General features: G+C 64.1%; 14 protein-coding genes. All 14 read right to left on the reverse strand.

Annotation, left to right across the window (positions count from 1 at the left end; all coding sequences use genetic code 11):
* Positions 1-43: 43 nt before the first annotated feature.
* Positions 44-739: a DUF2461 domain-containing protein gene (locus ACVWWD_RS24915; protein WP_352548598.1), complete on the reverse strand. Its 696-nt coding sequence runs from the start codon at positions 737-739 to the stop codon at positions 44-46.
* Entirely contained in the window at positions 736-2,940 is a 2,205-nt protein-coding gene (ligA, locus tag ACVWWD_RS24920) for an NAD-dependent DNA ligase LigA (RefSeq protein WP_352548596.1), read from the reverse strand. The genes ACVWWD_RS24915 and ligA overlap by 4 nt, the downstream gene beginning before the upstream one ends.
* A 188-nt stretch (positions 2,941-3,128) precedes the next feature.
* Positions 3,129-4,802 carry a DNA repair protein RecN gene (recN, locus tag ACVWWD_RS24925; RefSeq protein ID WP_352548595.1) on the reverse strand — a complete coding sequence of 558 codons (1,674 nt, stop codon included), beginning with the start codon at positions 4,800-4,802 and terminating at the stop codon, positions 3,129-3,131.
* A 185-nt stretch (positions 4,803-4,987) separates the two neighbouring features.
* Positions 4,988-5,857, reverse strand: a complete 870-nt coding sequence (locus ACVWWD_RS24930; protein ID WP_023769671.1) for an outer membrane protein assembly factor BamD — start codon at positions 5,855-5,857, stop codon at positions 4,988-4,990.
* Positions 5,858-6,116: 259 nt separating this feature from the next.
* Positions 6,117-7,067 carry a UDP-3-O-acyl-N-acetylglucosamine deacetylase gene (gene lpxC / locus ACVWWD_RS24935; protein ID WP_023769670.1) on the reverse strand — a complete coding sequence of 317 codons (951 nt, stop codon included), beginning with the start codon at positions 7,065-7,067 and terminating at the stop codon, positions 6,117-6,119.
* A 280-nt stretch (positions 7,068-7,347) separates the two neighbouring features.
* Positions 7,348-9,033: a cell division protein FtsZ gene (gene ftsZ, locus ACVWWD_RS24940; protein WP_015317216.1), complete on the reverse strand. Its 1,686-nt coding sequence runs from the start codon at positions 9,031-9,033 to the stop codon at positions 7,348-7,350.
* Between the two features lie 66 nt (positions 9,034-9,099).
* Positions 9,100-10,407 carry a cell division protein FtsA gene (gene ftsA / locus ACVWWD_RS24945; RefSeq protein WP_015317215.1) on the reverse strand — a complete coding sequence of 436 codons (1,308 nt, stop codon included), beginning with the start codon at positions 10,405-10,407 and terminating at the stop codon, positions 9,100-9,102.
* Positions 10,404-11,345, reverse strand: coding sequence for a cell division protein FtsQ/DivIB (locus ACVWWD_RS24950; protein ID WP_352548590.1), 942 nt, complete (start codon positions 11,343-11,345; stop codon positions 10,404-10,406). The genes ftsA and ACVWWD_RS24950 overlap by 4 nt, the downstream gene beginning before the upstream one ends.
* Positions 11,333-12,259: a D-alanine--D-alanine ligase gene (locus ACVWWD_RS24955; protein WP_023769667.1), complete on the reverse strand. Its 927-nt coding sequence runs from the start codon at positions 12,257-12,259 to the stop codon at positions 11,333-11,335. Before ACVWWD_RS24955 ends, ACVWWD_RS24950 begins: the two co-directional genes overlap by 13 nt.
* 306 nt (positions 12,260-12,565) lie before the next feature.
* The gene (gene murB, locus ACVWWD_RS24960) at positions 12,566-13,531 is read right to left on the reverse strand and encodes a UDP-N-acetylmuramate dehydrogenase (protein WP_031240726.1); all 966 of its coding nucleotides are present in this window, start codon (positions 13,529-13,531) and stop codon (positions 12,566-12,568) included.
* Entirely contained in the window at positions 13,528-14,928 is a 1,401-nt protein-coding gene (gene murC / locus ACVWWD_RS24965; protein ID WP_352548587.1) for a UDP-N-acetylmuramate--L-alanine ligase, read from the reverse strand. The genes murB and murC overlap by 4 nt, the downstream gene beginning before the upstream one ends.
* A complete protein-coding gene (murG, locus tag ACVWWD_RS24970) occupies positions 14,925-16,052 on the reverse strand; it encodes an undecaprenyldiphospho-muramoylpentapeptide beta-N-acetylglucosaminyltransferase (protein ID WP_352548585.1) in 1,128 nt (375 codons plus the stop codon). The genes murC and murG overlap by 4 nt, the downstream gene beginning before the upstream one ends.
* A 1-nt stretch (position 16,053) precedes the next feature.
* Positions 16,054-17,205, reverse strand: coding sequence for a putative lipid II flippase FtsW (ftsW, locus tag ACVWWD_RS24975; protein WP_015317209.1), 1,152 nt, complete (start codon positions 17,203-17,205; stop codon positions 16,054-16,056).
* The gene (gene murD, locus ACVWWD_RS24980) at positions 17,205-18,605 is read right to left on the reverse strand and encodes a UDP-N-acetylmuramoyl-L-alanine--D-glutamate ligase (protein WP_352548583.1); all 1,401 of its coding nucleotides are present in this window, start codon (positions 18,603-18,605) and stop codon (positions 17,205-17,207) included. The genes ftsW and murD overlap by 1 nt, the downstream gene beginning before the upstream one ends.
* Between the last annotated feature and the right edge of the window lie 6 nt (positions 18,606-18,611).

Below are 18,611 nucleotides of genomic sequence, written 5' to 3' on the forward strand. Positions count from 1 at the left end.
AAACGATCAGCGGAAATGATCCTCGCGACCGTCGCGTGGGAACTCAGTCCCTCGCTGCCGTGCCCTCGACCGCTCTGCCCCAGTCGAGCAGCGGCTTGGCGCGCATGGTGAAGTCGACGAGTTCCTCGACCAGTTCCGGCCCGTGGATACCAGCTGGATCGATCGTGTGACGGACGGCGAAATGCCGGTTGCGGATGGCGCCGACGAGGTCTTTGTCAGATACGTGTTCGAAGCCGCGCGGCGTGCGTTTCATGCCGCCCTCGGCATCGAGTTCGAGGCCATTTTTGTTCAACGCCTTCACCATGGCGCGAAACCGCTCGGGCCATGTCTCGATGGCCCGACGCATCGACAACAGGAGCGCGGCCTCCGGCTGCCACCAGGCGACGCCGGCGTAGCATCCCTCCAGCCCGATATGGACATAGAAGACGCCCTGCACCGCCTTGCTGCCGTCCGGCGACAGGATCGCCGAGACATGTCTGTTGTAAGGCCGCTTGTCCTTGGCGAAGCGCACGTCGCGATTGATGCGAAACAACGACTTCTTGCGATCGCCGCGCAGGCCGAGGCCGGCTTCCGCAAATCGCCGCGTAAGCGTCTCGACGAGATCGCCCAGTGGATCGCGCAATTCCTTTTCGAACAGCTCGCGGTTCTCCAGGAACCACTCGCGACTCTGGTGGAAATCGAGCGCTTTCAGGAACGGAATGGCCTTGGGGCCGAACCCTTTGAACGCTTCGCCCGTCACGACTTGCCTACCCGCTGCAGCCAGGTGTCCTCGTCGATGACCTCGACGCCGAGTTCGCTGGCAAGCTTGAGCTTGGAGCCCGCACCCGGTCCCGCGACCAGCAGATCGGTCTTGGCCGAAACCGAGCCGGCCACCTTGGCGCCGAGACGTTCGGCCATCGCCTTGGCTTCGGAACGGGTCATCTTTTCCAGCGAACCGGTGAAGACGATCGTCTTGCCGGCGACCTCGCTGTCGTCCGAAACGGTGACGATATAGGGCTTCGGCTTGACCTGCTCCAGCAACTTCTCGAGCACCTCGTCATTGCGCTCATTGCCGAAGAAATCGCGCAGCGCATCGATCACCGTATCGCCAATGCCATTGATCGATGGGAAGACGGCATGCGGATCCTCCGCCGCGGCCGTCTCCTTGCCGACTCGGATCAGCTCCTCGATGGTCGAGAATGTTCGCGCAAGCATGGCTGCCGTCGTCTCGCCTATATGGCGGATGCCGAGCGCGAAGATGAAGCGGTCGAGCTCCGGCTCGCGGCGCGAATCGATGGCCCCGAACAATTTGTCGAGGCCTTCGTAATTGCGGTCCTCGACGCTGCGCACATTCTTGCGGGTCTTGCCGGATGCGGCCTCGCGCTGCCTAGCCTGCTCCTCGCGCCGCTCGGCCAGCGCCTTGGTCACGGCCGGGCGGCGCTCCCTGAGCGTGAAGATGTCGGCGGCTGTCTTGATCAAACCCGCATTGAAAAACAGGTCGATGTTCTCCGCGCCCAGGCCTTCGATATCCAGGGCCCCGCGCGACACGAAGTGGCGCAGCCCCTCCACGGCCTGCGCCGGGCAGATCAGTTCGCCGGTGCAGCGGCGGCGCGAATCCTCCTTGCCGGTCTTCTCGTTGATCTCGCGCGTCGCCGGCGAACCGCAGATCGGGCAAGAGTGCGGGAATTCGTACGGCACGGCATCGGGCGGACGCTTGTCGATAACGACGCTGACGATCTGCGGGATGACATCGCCTGCCCGCTGGATCACCACCGTGTCGCCGATGCGCACGTCGATGCCGTCGCGGATCGGTTGCCCTGTACTGTCCAGGCCCTTGATATAATCTTCATTGTGCAGCGTGACGTTCTCCACCACCACGCCGCCGACCGTCACCGGGGCGAGCCGCGCGACCGGCGCCAGCGTGCCCGTCCGGCCGACCTGGATGTCGATCCTGTGCACGGTCGTCATCGCCTGTTCGGCCGGGAATTTGTGGGCAATGGCCCAGCGTGGTTCACCGGTGACGAAACCCCAGCGGCGCTGCAGCTCCAACTGGTCGACCTTGTAGACGACGCCGTCTATGTCATAGCCGAGCGACGAGCGCTGCTCCTCGATCAGGTGATAATGCGCGACCAATTCCTCGACCGATTTCGCCCGCACCAGCAGCGGACTGATCTTGAAGCCCCAATCGGCGAATTTCTGCACTGATTCGTACTGCGTTGGTGCCGGATCCGCTGTCGTGTAACCCCAGGCATAGGCAAAGAATTTGAGGTTGCGGCTGGCGGTTACGGATGGATCCTTCTGGCGCAGCGACCCGGCCGCCGTGTTGCGCGGATTGACGTAATCCTGGCCGCCGACAGCCGCCGAGCGCGCCTTGAGCGCCTCGAATTCGGCATAGGTCATATAGACCTCGCCACGGATCTCGATGGTCTCGGGCCAGCCTGAGCCCTTCAGCTTAGCGGGAATGTCGGCGATGGTCCTGAGGTTGGCGGTGATGTCCTCGCCGACAGCGCCGTCGCCGCGCGTCGCGCCTTGCACGAACACGCCCTTTTCATAACGCAGCGAAGCCGACAGCCCGTCGATCTTCGGCTCGGCGGTGAAGGCAATGTCGAGGTCTTTGTCGCGGTCGAAGAAGCGCCGGCCGCGCTCGATGAAATCGGTGACGTCGGCGTCGGTATAGGCCTTGGCGAGGCTGAGCATCGGCACGGCATGGCGCACCTTGGTGAAGCCTTCCGCCGGGGCGGCACCCACCCTGAGCGAGGGCGAATCCTCGCGCACCAGCCCGGGAAAGCGCTCCTCGATAGCAAGATTGCGCCGCCGCAGCGCGTCATACTCCGCGTCCGTGATCGTGGGCGCGTCCTCGGCATGGTAGCGCCGGTCATGACCGGCGATCTCCTCGGCAAGGCGCTGGAGTTCCGCTTCAGCCTCGCTTTCGCTGAGCGAATCGACAGGTTTTTCAGCCATGCTTTTTGTCCCTGAACGGTGGCGCGTCACAATAGAGCATGATCTTGAAAGGTGGGAGCCGGTTTTCGGAAAAGATCATTCCTGAACAGCAGGATAGAGCCATATCCTGACTCGCCCCATGACACCTGATCGTCTCATGACACCTGATCGTCTCATGACGCCTGATCGTCTCATGACGCCGGATCGTCTCACGCCGCGTTTGTATTCTCGCGCAACAACCGCTCGGCGGCGGCGCGCGCCTCGTCGGTGATCGTGGCGCCGGCCAGCATGCGGGCGATCTCCTCCTGCCGCGCAGTCCTGTCCATCTCGGCAATTCCGGTCGCGACACGGTCGGTGCTGCCCGATTTGGAGATCAGGAAATGTGTTGCCGCGCGCGCCGCCACTTGCGGCGCATGGGTGACGGAAAGCACCTGGACGCGCTTCGACAGCCGCGCCAGCCGCTGGCCGATGGCGTCGGCCACGGCGCCGCCCACCCCGGTGTCGATTTCGTCGAAAACCAGTGTCGGCGCCGAACCACGGTCGGCCAGCGCAACCTTTAACGCCAGGAGAAAGCGCGAAAGCTCGCCGCCGGAGGCAACCTTCATCATCGGCCCGGGCCGCGTGCCAGGATTGGTGCGCACCCAGAACTCGATCTGGTCGATGCCCTCTTCCATGCGCGCCTCGGCCTCGCTCTTCATCTCGACGATGAAGGCCGCGCGTTCGAGCTTCAGCGCCGGCAGTTCGGCCATGACCGCCTTGGTCAGACCGACCGCCGCGGCATGGCGAAGCGAGGATAGCTGTGCGGCGGCGATATCATAGGCTTCGCGCGCGGCGGCTGCCTGCTTTTGCAAGCCGTGCAGGCGTTCTTCGCCGGCATCGAGATCGGCGAGATCGGCAACCATCGTGTCGCGCAGCTGCGCCAGGTCGTCGACGGCGACGCTGTGCTTGCGTGACGCCGCCCGCAGTGAAAACAGTCGTTCCTCGGCTTTCTCCAGCCGCTGTGGATCATACTCCGTGGCACGAAGCGCGGCCTCGACGCCCGACTGCGCCGCGTCGAGCGACAGCATGGCTTCGTCCAGCGACTTCACCACGTCCTCGAGCAGGCCGGGCGCTTCCGACGCCTTGCGCTGCAGCCGTCTCAGCAGGCTGGCCAGTTGCGGCAAGGGCGAGGACGGGCCGGATAGCACATCCTGGGCGTCGTGAATTTCGGAAGCGATCTTCTCGGCGCGCATCATGTGGGCACGCAGCTCGGCAAGTTCGGTTTCCTCGCCCGGCTGCGGATCGAGCTTGGTCAGTTCGGCAACCGCGGCGCGCAGATAGTCCGCCTCGCGCGCGGCGGCTTCCACCTTGGCGCGATGGCGCGTCAGCTCCTGCTGGGCGGCGCGCCAGTGCCGCCATGCCTCGCCGGTCGAGCGGACGGCGCCGAGATGGCCGCCGAAAGCATCGAGCACATCGCGATGCGCCCCGGGATCGACCAAGGCGCGTTCGTCATGCTGGCCGTGGATCTCGACCAGCGCGCGGCCCACATCGCGCATCAACGTCACGCTGGACGGCTGGTCGTTGACGAACACACGGGTCCGGCCGTCCGCCGTTTGCACGCGCCGCAGGATGACGTCGCCATCGTCCTCGATCGCGTTTTCGGCAAGCAGCGCGCGCACCGGATGGTTGCGCGGAACATCGAACACGGCAATGACCTGGCCCTGGGACGCGCCGTGACGCACCAGCGAGGCATCGCCACGCGCGCCGAGCGCCAGCGACAGGGCATCGAGCAGGATGGACTTGCCGGCGCCGGTTTCGCCGGTCAGCACGGAAAGACCCGGCTGGAAGTCGATGTCCAGCTTTTCGATCAGGACGATATCGCGGATCGACAGTCTGGAAAGCATGAGAAACCGGACCTATTGCATGCCGCCCAAAAGTGGACCCGCTCCGGGATAACGACAGGCACGAAAACAAAAAGATAAAGGCGGCACCCGACAGTTGGAGTCGCAGCGCCGCACTATCTTTTTGTTTGAGCTTCGGATCAATCCGAAAAAGCGCGCTGTGCGCGCTTCGCTCGGAGGCTCTGCGGTCAGGCGCCGGTGATCAGCTTCCCGGCCTTGGATATCCACGACCCGGCATTTTCGCGCGGCGCCAGCCCGTTGCTCTGCAGCAGCTTGTAGGAATCCTTGTACCACGAACTGTCGGGATAGTTGGTACCGAGCACCGCGGCCGCCGTCTGGGCCTCCGAGGTCAAGCCCAACGCGTAATAGCTTTCGGTGAGGCGCGCGAGCGCTTCCTCTACGTGGCGGGTGTTGGAATAGCTTTCGACCACGGTGCGGAAGCGTTTGACGGCGGCGATGTACTCGCGGCGCTCCAGATAATAGCGGCCGATCTGCATTTCCTTGCCGGCGAGCTGGTCGTTGGCGAAGCGGATCTTTTCCTTGGCATCGTCGACATATTCCGACGTCGGCCAGCGTGTCACCAGGTCCTGCATCGTCTGCAGGGTCTGGCGTGCTTCCTTCTGGTCCTGCGTCACATCCTTGATCTGGCGATAGTAGCTGAGACCAATGATGTACTGGGCATAGGCCGCGTCATCCGTTGACGGATAGAGAGCCAAGTACCGCTTCGCCGACTGGATCGCGTCGTCGTAGCTGCCCTTTCGATAGTCGGCGAACGCGCCCATCACCATCGATTTGCGGGCCCATTCCGAATAGGGGTGCTGGCGGTCGACCGCGTCGAATTTCTTGCTTGCCTCGTCCAGGCGGCCGGCATTCAGATTGGCCAGGCCCTGATTGTAGAGAACGTCGGCCGGTTCGGTCTGATCGACATAGGTCGACAGATCGATGTCTTTTTCCGACGACATGCAAGCCGCCAGAAAGAGCGATGGAACAACCACCGAAAGCGCCAGGAAGACAGACCGCTGCGGCGCTTTCGATTGACCGAATCGCTTGAAGAACATGATTGGATTGCGCCCTTTCGGCGTTATTTTAATGCTCGTTGCATGCAGTTGTCCCAAAACTGGTCCCCACTTTTGAGCGACATGCACTAATCAACGGCAGCAGCCATAAACCATAACCGCCTTGCCCGGCAACGCTATGTCCAGCCAATCGCGCATTTTTGTGGCGGCGGACCGCGGCTTGAAAATCTACGCAATTTCGCCGGTGGATGATGCATTCATGCAACACCCACATCCATAAAATCCAAAAAAATTAAGAAAATCAGATCATCCAGGGCGCATAGAGAGGCGCATTGACGGCGTTCATCTCGGCGGCCCGGCCACGCTCGCGGCGTGTCGTCTCGACGATCTCGAAGGCGGTGCGGTCCGACAGCAGGCGCCGCAGCGCCGCGGCGTTCAGCCGATGGCCGCCGCGATAGGAGCGGAAACATCCGATGAATCGCGCGCCGGCCAGCGCCAGGTCGCCCATCGCGTCGAGCGTCTTGTGGCGCACGAATTCGTTGGGATAGCGCAGGCCGCCCATGTTGATGACGCGGTTGTCGTCACCGATCACCAGGGAATTTTCCAGCGAGGATCCCAGAGCATAGCCGGCGGCCCACAGCCGCTCGACGTCCTTCATGAAGCCGAAGGTGCGGGCCCGCGCGATGTCGCGGCGGAAAATATCGGCATTGATATCGGATGCGAAGAACTGACGGCCGATCGCCGGGCTTTCGAAATCGATTTCGACCTCGAAACGGGTACCGTCATAGGGCCTGAACTCGGCCCAGGAGGCGCCGTTCTCGATGCGGACCGGCTTGACCACCCTGATATAGCGCCGCTTGACGGCCAGCGTCTCGATGCCGGCCTGGTCGATGGCTTCGACGAACGCCATGGCGCTGCCGTCGAGGATTGGGACCTCGTGGCCGTCGATCTCGATGATGACGTTGTCTATGCCGAGTCCTAACAGGGCGGCCATGATGTGCTCGACCGTGGCGATATGCTCGCCCGAAGGATCGCCAAGCATGGTGCAAAGGTCGGTGGCGCCGATCTCGGAAAAGAGGGCGCGGAACTCACGGCCCCGCCCTTCTCCTTTCAGGAGCTGGAACGCGATGCCGGTATCGGCATCCGCGGGCAGGAAACTGATGGAAACTTCTTTGCCGCTGTGGACGCCGGTGCCTGTAAGCGACGCGCGCGTCTTCACTGTCGTCTGATGGTCGTGCAAGACAATCCCCATGAGCCCGTAACGCCTAGGTCCGCTTCTCCAGCCCGAGGGCGCGGCTCTTGTTAAATCGGCAAGCAGGGCGACTTCCCCGAAATCCTGGCAAACCGACTATGGTAGGCAGCGAAGATAATGTCCCGGCAGGGAGACTCCAAATCACGGTTTCTTACTCTTTGTAACCGCGAACTGGAACACGTACGACGTCATAACCCATTGATTATACGCTATTTCTAAACGTTAACAGGCACGCAATTGCTTGCTTGCCTGTTAACGATTGTTACAGTCCGTTAACCGCTCAGTTGGCCTGGCGGCGCAGGAACGCTGGAATCTCGAGCTGGTCGTCGTCCTGAGTCGCCCTGGTCTGCGGCGTCAGGCGGCCCTGATCGTCCAGCTGGCCGCGCCGCGGCGCGTAAAGCTGGGCGTCCTGGCTGGCGAGGCGGCGCACTTCCGGTGCGGCTTGGCGCAGCTTGGGCTCGCGCGGCTGCGCCGGCTGCAGCCGTGCAGGCTCCTCCTCGCGGCGGGTCAGGCCATTGGTCAGGCGCTTCAGGAGGCCCATCGGGCCGCTGTTTTCGTGGTCGGCCGGACGGCTCTTGGCGTCGACCTCGGCCTTGACGACCGGCGGAAAGTCCTCGACGCGCGGCATGCGCTGCGGTGCCATCGCCACCGGCTGCTGGACCTCACGCAGCATTTCGCGCGGCTGCGGAGCCGGCTGCATCATCTGTTGGACGACCGGCTGCACCATCGGCTGCGGCTGTGCGGGCGGTGCCTGGAAGATCTTGCTCTGCGGGCGGAAATCGTCCGCATGGGCGACCGGAGCCGGACGAGCCTGAGCCATGGCCGCGGCATTGGCTTCGGCCAACTGGATGGCTTCGGCAACCGGATCGGCGGCGCGTGGCTCATACACCGTCTGCTGGACCGGCGCCGGGCGGCTTTCCACCGGGGCGACGGCCGGCCGGGCAGCCTGCTTCGGCGGCGCGGTACGGATCGAGATCGGCGCGGCGGCTATTTCGGCCGCCGACTTGTCGATGCCGGTGGCGACCACCGAGACCCGGATGACGCCTTCGAGCTCCTCGTCGAAAGTGGCGCCCAGGATGATGTTGGCGTCCTGGTCGACTTCCTCGCGGATGCGGGTCGCCGCTTCGTCGACTTCGAACAGGGTCAGGTCGCGGCCGCCGGTGATCGAGATCAGCAGGCCCTTGGCGCCCTTCATCGAGGTCTCATCGAGCAGCGGGTTGGCGATCGCGGCTTCCGCCGCCGCCATCGCGCGGCCCTCGCCCGAAGCCTCGCCGGTGCCCATCATCGCCTTGCCCATTTCGCGCATCACCGAACGCACGTCGGCGAAGTCGAGGTTGATCAGGCCTTCCTTGACCATCAGGTCGGTGATGCAGGCCACACCGGAGTAGAGCACCTGGTCGGCCATCGCGAAGGCGTCGGCGAAGGTGGTCTTGTCATTGGCCAGCCGGAACAGGTTCTGGTTGGGGATGACGATCAAGGTGTCGACGCATTTCTGCAGCTCCTCGATGCCGAAATCGGCCGTCTTCATGCGGCGCTGGCCTTCGAAGTGGAACGGCTTGGTGACGACGCCGACGGTGAGAATGCCCTTCTCGCGCGCTGCACGGGCAACAACCGGAGCAGCACCCGTGCCGGTGCCGCCGCCCATGCCGGCGGTGACGAAGCACATATGGGTGTTGGTGAGATGGTCGAGGATCTCGTCGATGCACTCTTCCGCCGCCGCGCGGCCGACTTCCGGCTGCGATCCGGCACCGAGCCCCTCGGTGACATGCGCGCCAAGCTGGATCAGCCGAGAGGCCTTCGACATGGTCAGCGCCTGCGCGTCGGTGTTGGCCACGACGAACTCGACACCGCGCAGTCCGGCGGTGATCATGTTGTTCACGGCATTGCCGCCGCCGCCGCCCACACCGAACACGGTGATGCGCGGCTTAAGCTCGGTGATGTCCGGCTTCTGCAGATTGATGGTCATTGTCTCCGTCCTTTGCCTTTCACGCCGCTTCGCCGCCGCGGCCGCCTATGGGGCTGTCCCCGTCAATTAGAAACTGTCTCTCAACCACTGACTCATGCGATGCAGTTTTCCACCCGTTCCGGTCATTCTGAGACCGGAAATGCCTTTCGCCGGATGGCTCTCGAAGCTCGCCATCTGCGGATAGATCAGAAGCCCGACCGCGGCCGAGAAAGCAGGGCCTTTCGCCGCTTCGGGCAGGCCCGCCACGCCGAGCGGGCGACCGATGCGTACATTGCGCCCCAGGATGCGGCGCGCCGCTTCCGGCAGGCCGGCCAGCTGGCTGGCGCCGCCGGTGAGCACGACGCGCTTGCCGACCGCATTGCCATAACCGGACTTGTTCAACCGGTCGCGCAGGAGTTCGAGCGTCTCGTCGATCCGGGCGCGCACGATGCGCGTCATCACCGAACGCGGGATCTGCAGCGGCACGTCACCATCGTCGCCGATCGGCTGGATCGAGACCAGGTCGCGGTCGTCGGCGCTGCCTGGCAAGGCCGAGCCGTGCATCACCTTCAGCCGCTCGGCGGCATCGAGCGAGGTCGAAAGTCCCTTGGCCATGTCGAGCGTGACATGGTTGCCGCCGATTGCGATGGCGTCGCCATGGACGAACTTGCCTTCCGAAAACACCGAGATCGTCGTCGTGCCGCCGCCCATGTCGATGCAGGCGGCTCCGAGTTCCAGCTCGTCGTCGACCAGTGCCGCCAGCCCGCTGGCATAGGGCGTCGCCACCATGCGCTCGACCGACAAATGCGAGCGGTTGATGGAGAGCTCCAGATTGCGCATCGGCGCCGCATCGCCCGTCAGCACATGCATGTCGACGCCAAGCGTGTCGCCCACCATGCCACGCGGATCGCGTACGCCACGCTCGGCATCGAGCGAGAAGCCGACGGGCAGCGAATGGACCACCTCGCGCTCGGCCTTGAGCGCCTGCTTGGCACCGGCGCCGAGCACACGCTTGATGTCGGCTTCGTCGGCCTCGTGGCCGCCAAGATTGATGGTCGCCGAGAAGCTTTCGCTCTTCAGCCGGCCGGCGGTCATGTTGACGATCAGCGAATCGACCGTCAGCCCGGCCATCCGTTCGGCGGCGTCGACGGAGAGGCGAATGGCATGCTCGGCACGGTCGAGATCGACGATGACGCCGGACTTCACGCCTTGCGATTTCTGGTGGCCGATGCCGATGACCTGGATGCGGTGCGAGCGGCCGCGCAGGAGCTTGCCGTCATCGTTCGGCTTGAGCTTGGCCACCATGCAGCAGACCTTGTTCGAGCCGACGTCCAGCACCGTCAGGGTGCCCGACCGGCGCGACGAGGCATCGCCAGAACCGCCAAGCCAGCTCATATCTTCGTCTCCGGCTTGTGCTTGAGGGTTTTCGGCTTCTCGTTGAGCGCGGCTTCGCGCTGCGTCGCCGCCTGCGGCGTCAGCTCCACGACCAGCCGGTCTGTCAGGCGCATGTCGACGGCGGCGATGTCGCGCGACAACAGCCCCTTGTCATGGTCCATCTTGACGAGTTCGGCGAGCGCCTGATACTCGTCATCCTCGGGCAACTTGATCGTGATGCCGTTATCCAGCTTCAGGTCCCAGCGCCGTTCGCCAACGCGGACATAGCCTTTGATGCGGGCGGCGAGGTCGGGATAGTGTTCGATCCTGGCCAGGAAATCAGGCGCCTTGGCGGGCGCACCGGTGCCGATCAACAGCGGCAGGAGCACCTGCCTGCCGCCTGAGAACGGCACGATGACGGCGCCATCCTTCTCGATGACGGAGAGGTCGTTGCCCTGCTGCCAGAGCGCGAAAGCCGCACGCTCCTCGACCCGCACCTCCAGCGTGTGCGGATAGACCTTGCGCACCGCGGCAACCTGGATCCACGGCAGGGTCGCGATACGCTCCCGCGCGGCCTCGGCATCGAAGCCGATAAGCGACGTCCAGCCATCGAGTTCCAGCCTATCGAGAATGTCGATCTCCGAAGTCTGGCGGTTGCCGACCACCTTGACCTGGTCGACCGCGAAGCCGGTGCGGGCGGTGATGCTTTGAATGATGCCGTCGGCATGACCGCCGAGGTAGGCGCCATAGGCGCCACTCGAGGCCAGCAGCACCGATGACATGATCGCGGCGGAGAAGCGCGGCGCCTGGAATTCACCATCGCCCAGGCGCGTCAGGATGCGTACCGGGCGGCGAAGCACGCGAGGCAGAACGAAATGGTCCAACGACAATGGCAGGCCGAACAGCGACGGCCCGGCCGCGCCCCTCACCTTACCCTGTCCCCATTTCAACGCAGACACGAAGCGTCCTCCACCATCCAACTCAACAATTCACCAAACGAATGCCCGGCATGGGCGGCAATCTCAGGCACCAGAGACGTCGGCGTCATGCCCGGCTGAGTGTTGACCTCGAGCCATACAACCTCGCCATTTTCGGAGTGACGATCGTCATAACGGAAGTCCGACCGGGAAACGCCCCGACAGCCGACAGCTTGGTGAGCCTTGAGCGCCAGTGTCTGTATTTTTTGGTAAATATTCGGTGAAACTTTTGCGGGGCATTCGTGTTTTGATCCGCCCGCGACATATTTTGAATCATAGTCGTAGAAGGAATGGCCCGTCGGGATGATCTCGCAGACGCCAAGCGCCACATCGCCCATGACGGCGCAGGTCAGCTCGCGCCCATGGATGTAGCGCTCGACCATGACGGTATCGCCATATTTCCAGTCGGACGACCCGATCACCTGCGGCGGGTGCGATTGCCCCTCCGACACGATGACGACGCCAAAGCTCGACCCCTCGCTGACCGGCTTGACCACATAGGGCGGCTTCATCGGATGCTTGTTCTGGATGGAGAACCGGTTGGCGACCTTCGATTCGGCAACGGGGACGCCGACCGACTTGACGATCTTCTTCGCCTGTTCCTTGTTCATGGCAAGCGCCGAGGCCAGCACGCCGGAATGGCTGTAGGGAATGCCGAGATATTCGAGGATGCCCTGGATGGTACCGTCCTCGCCAAAAGGCCCGTGCAACGCATTGAAGGCGACGTCAGGCTTGAGCTCGGCAAGCACCGAGCCGACATCGCGCCCGACATCGACGCGGGTGACCTGGTAACCCTCCTGCTCCAGCGCATCGGCACAGGCCTTTCCGGAAGAAAGGGACACGGGCCGCTCGGACGAGAAACCTCCCAGCAATACGGCCACATGCTTGCTTTTCATTCCCCGTCATCCCCTCTCACCGCGGACCAAAAACCCGAGATTTTTTCCGCAACATTGAGTCCGAGTCTCCCGGCAGGTTGCCCCCCCCAGACGGAAAACGCTGAAAACGCGTCGAACGACTCAAATCAGGAAACGCTTTAGGGCAGAGAATCAGAGAGTTGATTCACTGGCAAGCACTTATGATTCCGAGAGATTCACTTTCTGAGAAAATGGATCCGAAAGCCGTGTCGCTGAGTCTTTGCAGCAACTATTTCACGGCATTTCGATCCGGTTGAAGTTCACGCATCACGTGAACTTCAAGAGGCGCTAGAGAAGCTGGCCGAGGAACTCCTGGACTGCGTATCCGGAACGGAAATTGCCGATGCGCTTGATCTCCCACTGCAACCGGATGCCGGAATGCTCGAGCACCCGCGCACGCACCGTCTCGCCGAGGTATTCGAGGTCGTAGCCGGTCGCGGTTCCGGTGTTGATCATGAAGTTGCAATGCATCGGCGACATCTGCGCACCTCCGATCATCAGCCCGCGGCAACCCGCCTTGTCGATCTCCTTCCAGGCCGAAGTGCCTTCCGGATTCTTGAAGGTCGAGCCGCCCGTCTTCTCGCGGATCGGCTGCACGGTCTCGCGATGGTTCTGCACCGCTTCCATCGCCGCCTTGATCACCGCCCTGTCCTCGGCAAAGCCTTCGAAAACGGCCGAAGTGAAGATCAGCCCGGCGGGCGCCGCCGAATGACGGTAGGCATAGCCCATCTCAGCATTGCTCAGCGTTTGGGCGTTGCCCGCGCGGTCGAGCGCCCGGACCTCGACGACGCGCTCGCGCGTCTCGACCCCGTTGGCGCCGGCATTCATCCTGAGCGCGCCGCCGATAGCGCCTGGAATGCCGTGATAGAAATGAAAGCCGCCAATGCCGGCCTCGAGCGCCACCGCCGCCATGCGCTTGTCTGGCGTGGCGGCACCTGCTTTGATCCTGATCGGGGAAACGATCTCGGCCTCGCCAAAGCCCTTGGCCGAAAGCCTGATGACGAAACCCAAAATGCCGCCGTCGCGGACCAGAAGGTTCGAGCCTACACCAACGATGGTCAAGGGTATCTCTTCTGGAACGGCTCTGAGGAAGGCCGACAGATCCTCCTCGTCCGCCGGCTGGAACAGCGCCTCGGCAAGGCCGCCAGCCCGGAACCAGGTGATCTTGTCCATCTCGGCATTCGGCGTGATGCGGCCGCGCAGGCCGGCCAGGCGGTCGCCAAGTCTGTCGATCAGGGCCTGGCCGTTCATCATGGGGCGGCAAGCTCCTTCGGCAGCGCATAGGCCCACTGAGTGATATTGCCGGCGCCGAGAAAGACGACGAAGTCGCCGGGCTTGGCGATGTCGCGGATGACGGGCGCGATGTCGGCCGGCCCCTCGATGTAGCGGGCGTCGCGATGGCCGCCGGCGCGGATACGTGACACCAGCGCGTCCGATGTCACGCCGTCCATCGGCTCTTCGCCGGCGGCGTAGACCGGGGCGACCATCACCGTGTCGGCATCGTTGAAGCAGGCGGAGAACTCGTTGAACAGATCATGCAACCGGGTGAAGCGGTGCGGTTGGGCAATGGCGATGACACGCCCGTTGGTGGCGCTGCGCGCCGCCTTCAGCACCGCCGAGATTTCGACCGGGTGGTGGCCGTAATCGTCGAACACGTCGACACCGTTCCAAGAACCGGTGTGGGTGAAGCGGCGCTTGACGCCGGCGAAGGACGACAGGCCCTTCTTGATCGCCTCGGCCGACAGGCCGAGTTCGTGCGCGACCGCGATCGCGGCGGTCGCGTTGGAGACATTGTGGCGGCCGGGCATCGGCAAGCGCAGGCCCGATATCGCCGTCTGGCCGCGCCCCTTGCGGTCGCGGATGATCACGTCGAACTCCGAGGTCGCCCCCGCCATGCGATGGTTGGTGAAGCGCACATCGGCCTGCGCGTTCTCGCCATAGGTGATGACGCGCCGGTCCTCGATGCGCCCGACCAGCGCCTGCACTTCCGGATGATCGGTGCACATCACTCCGAAGCCATAGAAAGGCACGTTCTCGACGAACTGGCGGAACGCTTCGCGCACATTGTCGAAATTGCCATAATGATCGAGATGCTCGGGATCGATGTTGGTGACGACGGCGATGTCGGCCGGCAGCTTGAGGAAGGTGCCGTCGCTCTCGTCGGCTTCGACCACCATCCACTCGCCATCGCCCATGCGGGCGTTGGTGCCGTAGGCATTGATGATGCCGCCATTGATGACGGTCGGGTCGAGCCCGCCGGCCTCGAGCAGCGTCGCCACCATCGAGGTCGTCGTCGTCTTGCCGTGCGTGCCGCCGATCGCCACCGCCTGGCGGAAACGCATCAGTTCGGCCAGCATCTCCGCGCGGCGCACGATCGCCAACAGCTTTTCACGCGCCGCCTTCAGCTCCGGATTCGACTTCTTGATCGCCGTCGAGACGACGATGACCTCGGCTTCACCGAGATTCTCCGCCTTGTGGCCGACGAAGCATTCGATGCCCTTGTCGCGCAGCCGCTGTACATTGGCGCTTTCGGCCTGGTCGGACCCTTGCACCTTGTAGCCGAGATTGTGCAGTACCTCGGCGATGCCGCTCATGCCGATGCCGCCAATGCCGATGAAATGCACGAGGCCGATGGTCTGCGGCATCTTCATGGGTGCGTCCCCTTCCTGAAATCCGATACTGTTTTGCGGGACGCAATAGCCTCTGTGAGGTCGGCGAGCAACCGCGCCGCGTCGGGCCTGCCCACCGACTTGGCCGCGGCAGCCATCGTCGCCAGCCGCTCCGGTTGGTCTATCAGGGCGCCGAGCAGTGCCGCGATGCGCTCGGGCGAAAGCGAGGATTGCACATGCACTTCGCCACCGCCAGCGGCCGCAAGCGCGGCTGCATTGGCCGCCTGGTCGTGGTCGAGCGCGAAGGGGTAGGGCACCAGCAACGCCGGCCGGCCGATGACGGCGATTTCCGACACGGTCGAGGCGCCGGAACGCGAGATTACAAGATGCGCGGCCGCTATGCGCGCCGCCATGTCGGTGAAGAACGGCGAGACCTCGACGGCGACACCGAGCGCGGCATAGGCCGCCTTCACCCGAGCCACGTCGTCCGCGCGAGCTTGTTGGGTCATGACAAGGCGCTTGCGCTGTGCATCGGAAAGCAGCGCGATTGCCCCCGGCATGGCATCGGAAAAGAATTGTGCGCCCTGGCTGCCGCCGAACACCAGCAGGCGGAAGGGCTCATCCCCGGTTGAAGCAGCGTAAGGCGTCCTGGCCGCTTCGAGCACAGCCGGGCGGACCGGATTGCCGGTCGTCACCGTCTTGGCGCCGGCCGCGCTTTCATCCTGCGGCAGGAAGCCGCCGGCGATCGCGTCGACACGGCCGGCCAGCGCGCGGTTGGCGCGCCCCATCACCGCGTTCTGCTCGTGGATCAGCGTCGGCACCTTGCGCCGCGTCGCCGCGTAGAGCGGCGGCAAGGTCGGATAGCCGCCAAAGCCGACCACGGCCTCCGGCTTGATCCTGCCGATGACGGCGGAGGCCTGACGCACGCCGCTCCAGATTTTCCAGAAGGCGCCGAGCAGGGCAAAGGGATTTTTCGAGCCTAACGTCGCCGACTGGATCGGATGGACGGCGGCCGCCGGAAAATGGGCGGCAAACCGTTCGGCCCGGGTGTCGGTCGCCAGATGCACCGCCCAGCCGCGCTCGAGGAGTTCATGCGCCAGGGCTTCGGCTGGAAACAGATGTCCGCCGGTTCCGCCCGCGGCGAGAAGGATAACGCCTCTGGCCATGTCACTCCGCCGGCATCGCGCGCTGCGGCAGGGTAAAGCCCATCTGCTTGCGCTTTTCCGGCCGCTTGCGCGTCAGCGCCAGCACCATCCCCATTGAGATGGCGATGGCGATCTGCGAGGAGCCGCCATAGGAGATGAAGGGCAGCGTCATGCCCTTTGCCGGCACCAGTTGCAGGTTGACGCACATGTTGATCACGGCCTGCAGGCCGAACACCGTGACCAGACCGCCGACCGCATAACGGGTGAAGTCGTCATGCTCCTTGAGCGCCGTGTTGAGACCGCGCAGCACGATGAAGGCGAAGATCGACATGATGAAGAAGCACATGATCAGCCCGAACTCCTCGCCCGCGACCGAGAAGACGAAGTCGGCATGGCTGTCGGGGATGACACGCTTGACCGTGCCCTCGCCCGGCCCGACACCGAACCAGCCGCCATTGATCAGCGCATCGCGGCCCATGTCGACCTGGAACGTGTCGCCCTCGCCGGTGAGAAACTTGTCGATGCGCAGCGCGACGTGCGGAAACACCGTGTAGGCGGCGAAGACACCGCCGACGCCGGCGGCGCCCAGCACGATGATCCAAAGCCATGGCAGCCCCGCCATGAAGAACATGATGCCCCAGGTGCCGGTGGTCAGCATGGTCTGTCCGAGGTCCGGCTGCGCCACCAGCAGCGACACGACCAGCACTAGGAGCAGCATGGCGAACAGATTGCCCGGAATGTCGGGCTGGCGCTTGTGTTCGGCGAACAGCCACGCGCACATGATGACGAAGGCCGGCTTCAGGAACTCGGACGGCTGGATGGACAGGCCGGCGAGCGACACCCAGCGGCGCGCGCCCTTCACCTCGACGCCAACATAGAGCACCGCCACCATGAGCACCAGCATCAGACACAGCATGATCAGCGACATGCGCCGGATCTGCCTGGAATCGAGGAAGGAGACCGCCAGCATCACGCCGAGCGCAGGCACGGTGAAGATGATCTGCCGGGTGGCGAAATGGAAACTGTCGAGGCCGATGCGTTCGGCCACAGCGGGACTTGCCGCGAAGGACAACACGATGCCGAGCCCCATCAGCGACAGAAACGCCGCCAGGAACCAGCGATCTATGGTCCACCACCAGGTTGCGACCGGACTTTTGTCGAGACGGCTCTGCATTATCGTGCCCCTCCGATGGGTTTGACGCCATCCATAGCGCTCGCAGCTTGCCTGAAGGCTTCGCCACGGACCTCGAAATTCTTGAACTGGTCGAAACTGGCGCAGGCCGGCGACAACAGCACCACCGCCTCGCCACTGTCGTCCTTGGCCGCGTCATGCGCGGCATGCTCGACCGCCGCCGCCAGCGTGCCCGAGATCTCGTAGGGCACGGCCTCGCCGAGCGTCGCCGAAAAGGCGGGCGCCGCCTCGCCGATCAGATAGGCCTTGGCGATGCGCGGGAAGAAACCGCGTAGCGGCTCGATGCCGCCTTCCTTGGGCAGGCCGCCGGCGATCCAATAAATGCGATTGAAGCTGGACAGCGCGGGTGCCGCGGCATCGGCATTGGTCGCCTTGGAATCGTTGACGAACAGCACATGGTCCTTGCGGCCAACCTGCTCCATGCGGTGCGCCAGACCCGGGAAGCTTTCCAACCCAGACTGGATCTCGCCAAGGTTGAGCCCGACCTTGAGGCAAGCCGCGACGGCGGCCAGCGCATTTTGCGCATTGTGCTGACCACGCAGCGAGCCAATGCCTTCGAGGAAGGCTACCCGGCTGTAGCGGCCGTGCACGGCTTCCATCAGATTGGTGCCGTCGGCGAAATAGCCGTCGGTCAGCGGCAGGCGCTTGGAAATGCGGACGACCTGCCGCCCTGCCCGCTCCAGCCGATCGGCGATCTGCGCGCACCAGGAATCGTCGATGCCGATGATCGCCGTCTCGCTGCCCGCCACCAGCCGCTCCTTGATGGAAGCGTAGTGCTGCATGGTGCCGTGGCGGTCGAGATGGTCGGGCGTCAGATTGAGCAGGATGCCCGCCGTCGGATCGATCGAGGGCGCAAGGTCGATCTGGTAGGACGAGCATTCGACTACATACTGCCGGCCGGGCTTCGGCGGATCGAGCGTCATCACGGCACGACCGATATTGCCACCCATCTGCGTGTCGCGCCCGGAGGCTTGAAGGATATGCGCCGTCAGCGCCGTCGTCGTCGACTTGCCGTTGGTGCCGGTGATGGCGATGAAGGGAGCATCCGGCGCACGCTGCATCCGTTCCCTGCAGAACAGCTCGATATCGCCGATGATCTCAACGCCGGCCCCGCGCGCCAATTCCACGCTCCAGTGCGGCTTGGGATGGGTCAGCGGCACGCCGGGCGACAGCACGAAGGCGGAAAAACCGGCCCAGTCGGCGCCACGCAGGTCGCCGGTGGCGATGCCGGTCGCGGCTGCCTTGGCGACGCTGCCGGGATTGTCGTCCCAGGCCAGCACCTCGGCTCCGCCCTCGATCAGCGCGCGCGCCGTGGCGATCCCCGAGCCGCCGAGCCCGAAGAGCGATACACGCTTGCCTGCGAAGGATGCTGCGGGGATCAAGTAGCG

This window comes from Mesorhizobium sp. URHB0026 (assembly GCF_054059755.1).

Bases quoted from the DNA above. Each gene is read 5' to 3' on its own strand.
- ligA (WP_352548596.1), bottom strand. From the start codon at position 2,940: ATGGCTGAAAAACCTGTCGATTCGCTCAGCGAAAGCGAGGCTGAAGCG.
- recN (WP_352548595.1), bottom strand. From the start codon at position 4,802: ATGCTTTCCAGACTGTCGATCCGCGATATCGTCCTGATCGAAAAGCTG.
- ACVWWD_RS24930 (WP_023769671.1), bottom strand. From the start codon at position 5,857: ATGTTCTTCAAGCGATTCGGTCAATCGAAAGCGCCGCAGCGGTCTGTC.
- lpxC (WP_023769670.1), bottom strand. From the start codon at position 7,067: ATGGGGATTGTCTTGCACGACCATCAGACGACAGTGAAGACGCGCGCG.
- ftsZ (WP_015317216.1), bottom strand. From the start codon at position 9,033: ATGACCATCAATCTGCAGAAGCCGGACATCACCGAGCTTAAGCCGCGC.
- ftsA (WP_015317215.1), bottom strand. From the start codon at position 10,407: ATGAGCTGGCTTGGCGGTTCTGGCGATGCCTCGTCGCGCCGGTCGGGC.
- ACVWWD_RS24955 (WP_023769667.1), bottom strand. From the start codon at position 12,259: ATGAAAAGCAAGCATGTGGCCGTATTGCTGGGAGGTTTCTCGTCCGAG.
- murB (WP_031240726.1), bottom strand. From the start codon at position 13,531: ATGATGAACGGCCAGGCCCTGATCGACAGACTTGGCGACCGCCTGGCC.
- murC (WP_352548587.1), bottom strand. From the start codon at position 14,928: ATGAAGATGCCGCAGACCATCGGCCTCGTGCATTTCATCGGCATTGGC.
- murG (WP_352548585.1), bottom strand. From the start codon at position 16,052: ATGGCCAGAGGCGTTATCCTTCTCGCCGCGGGCGGAACCGGCGGACAT.
- ftsW (WP_015317209.1), bottom strand. From the start codon at position 17,205: ATGCAGAGCCGTCTCGACAAAAGTCCGGTCGCAACCTGGTGGTGGACC.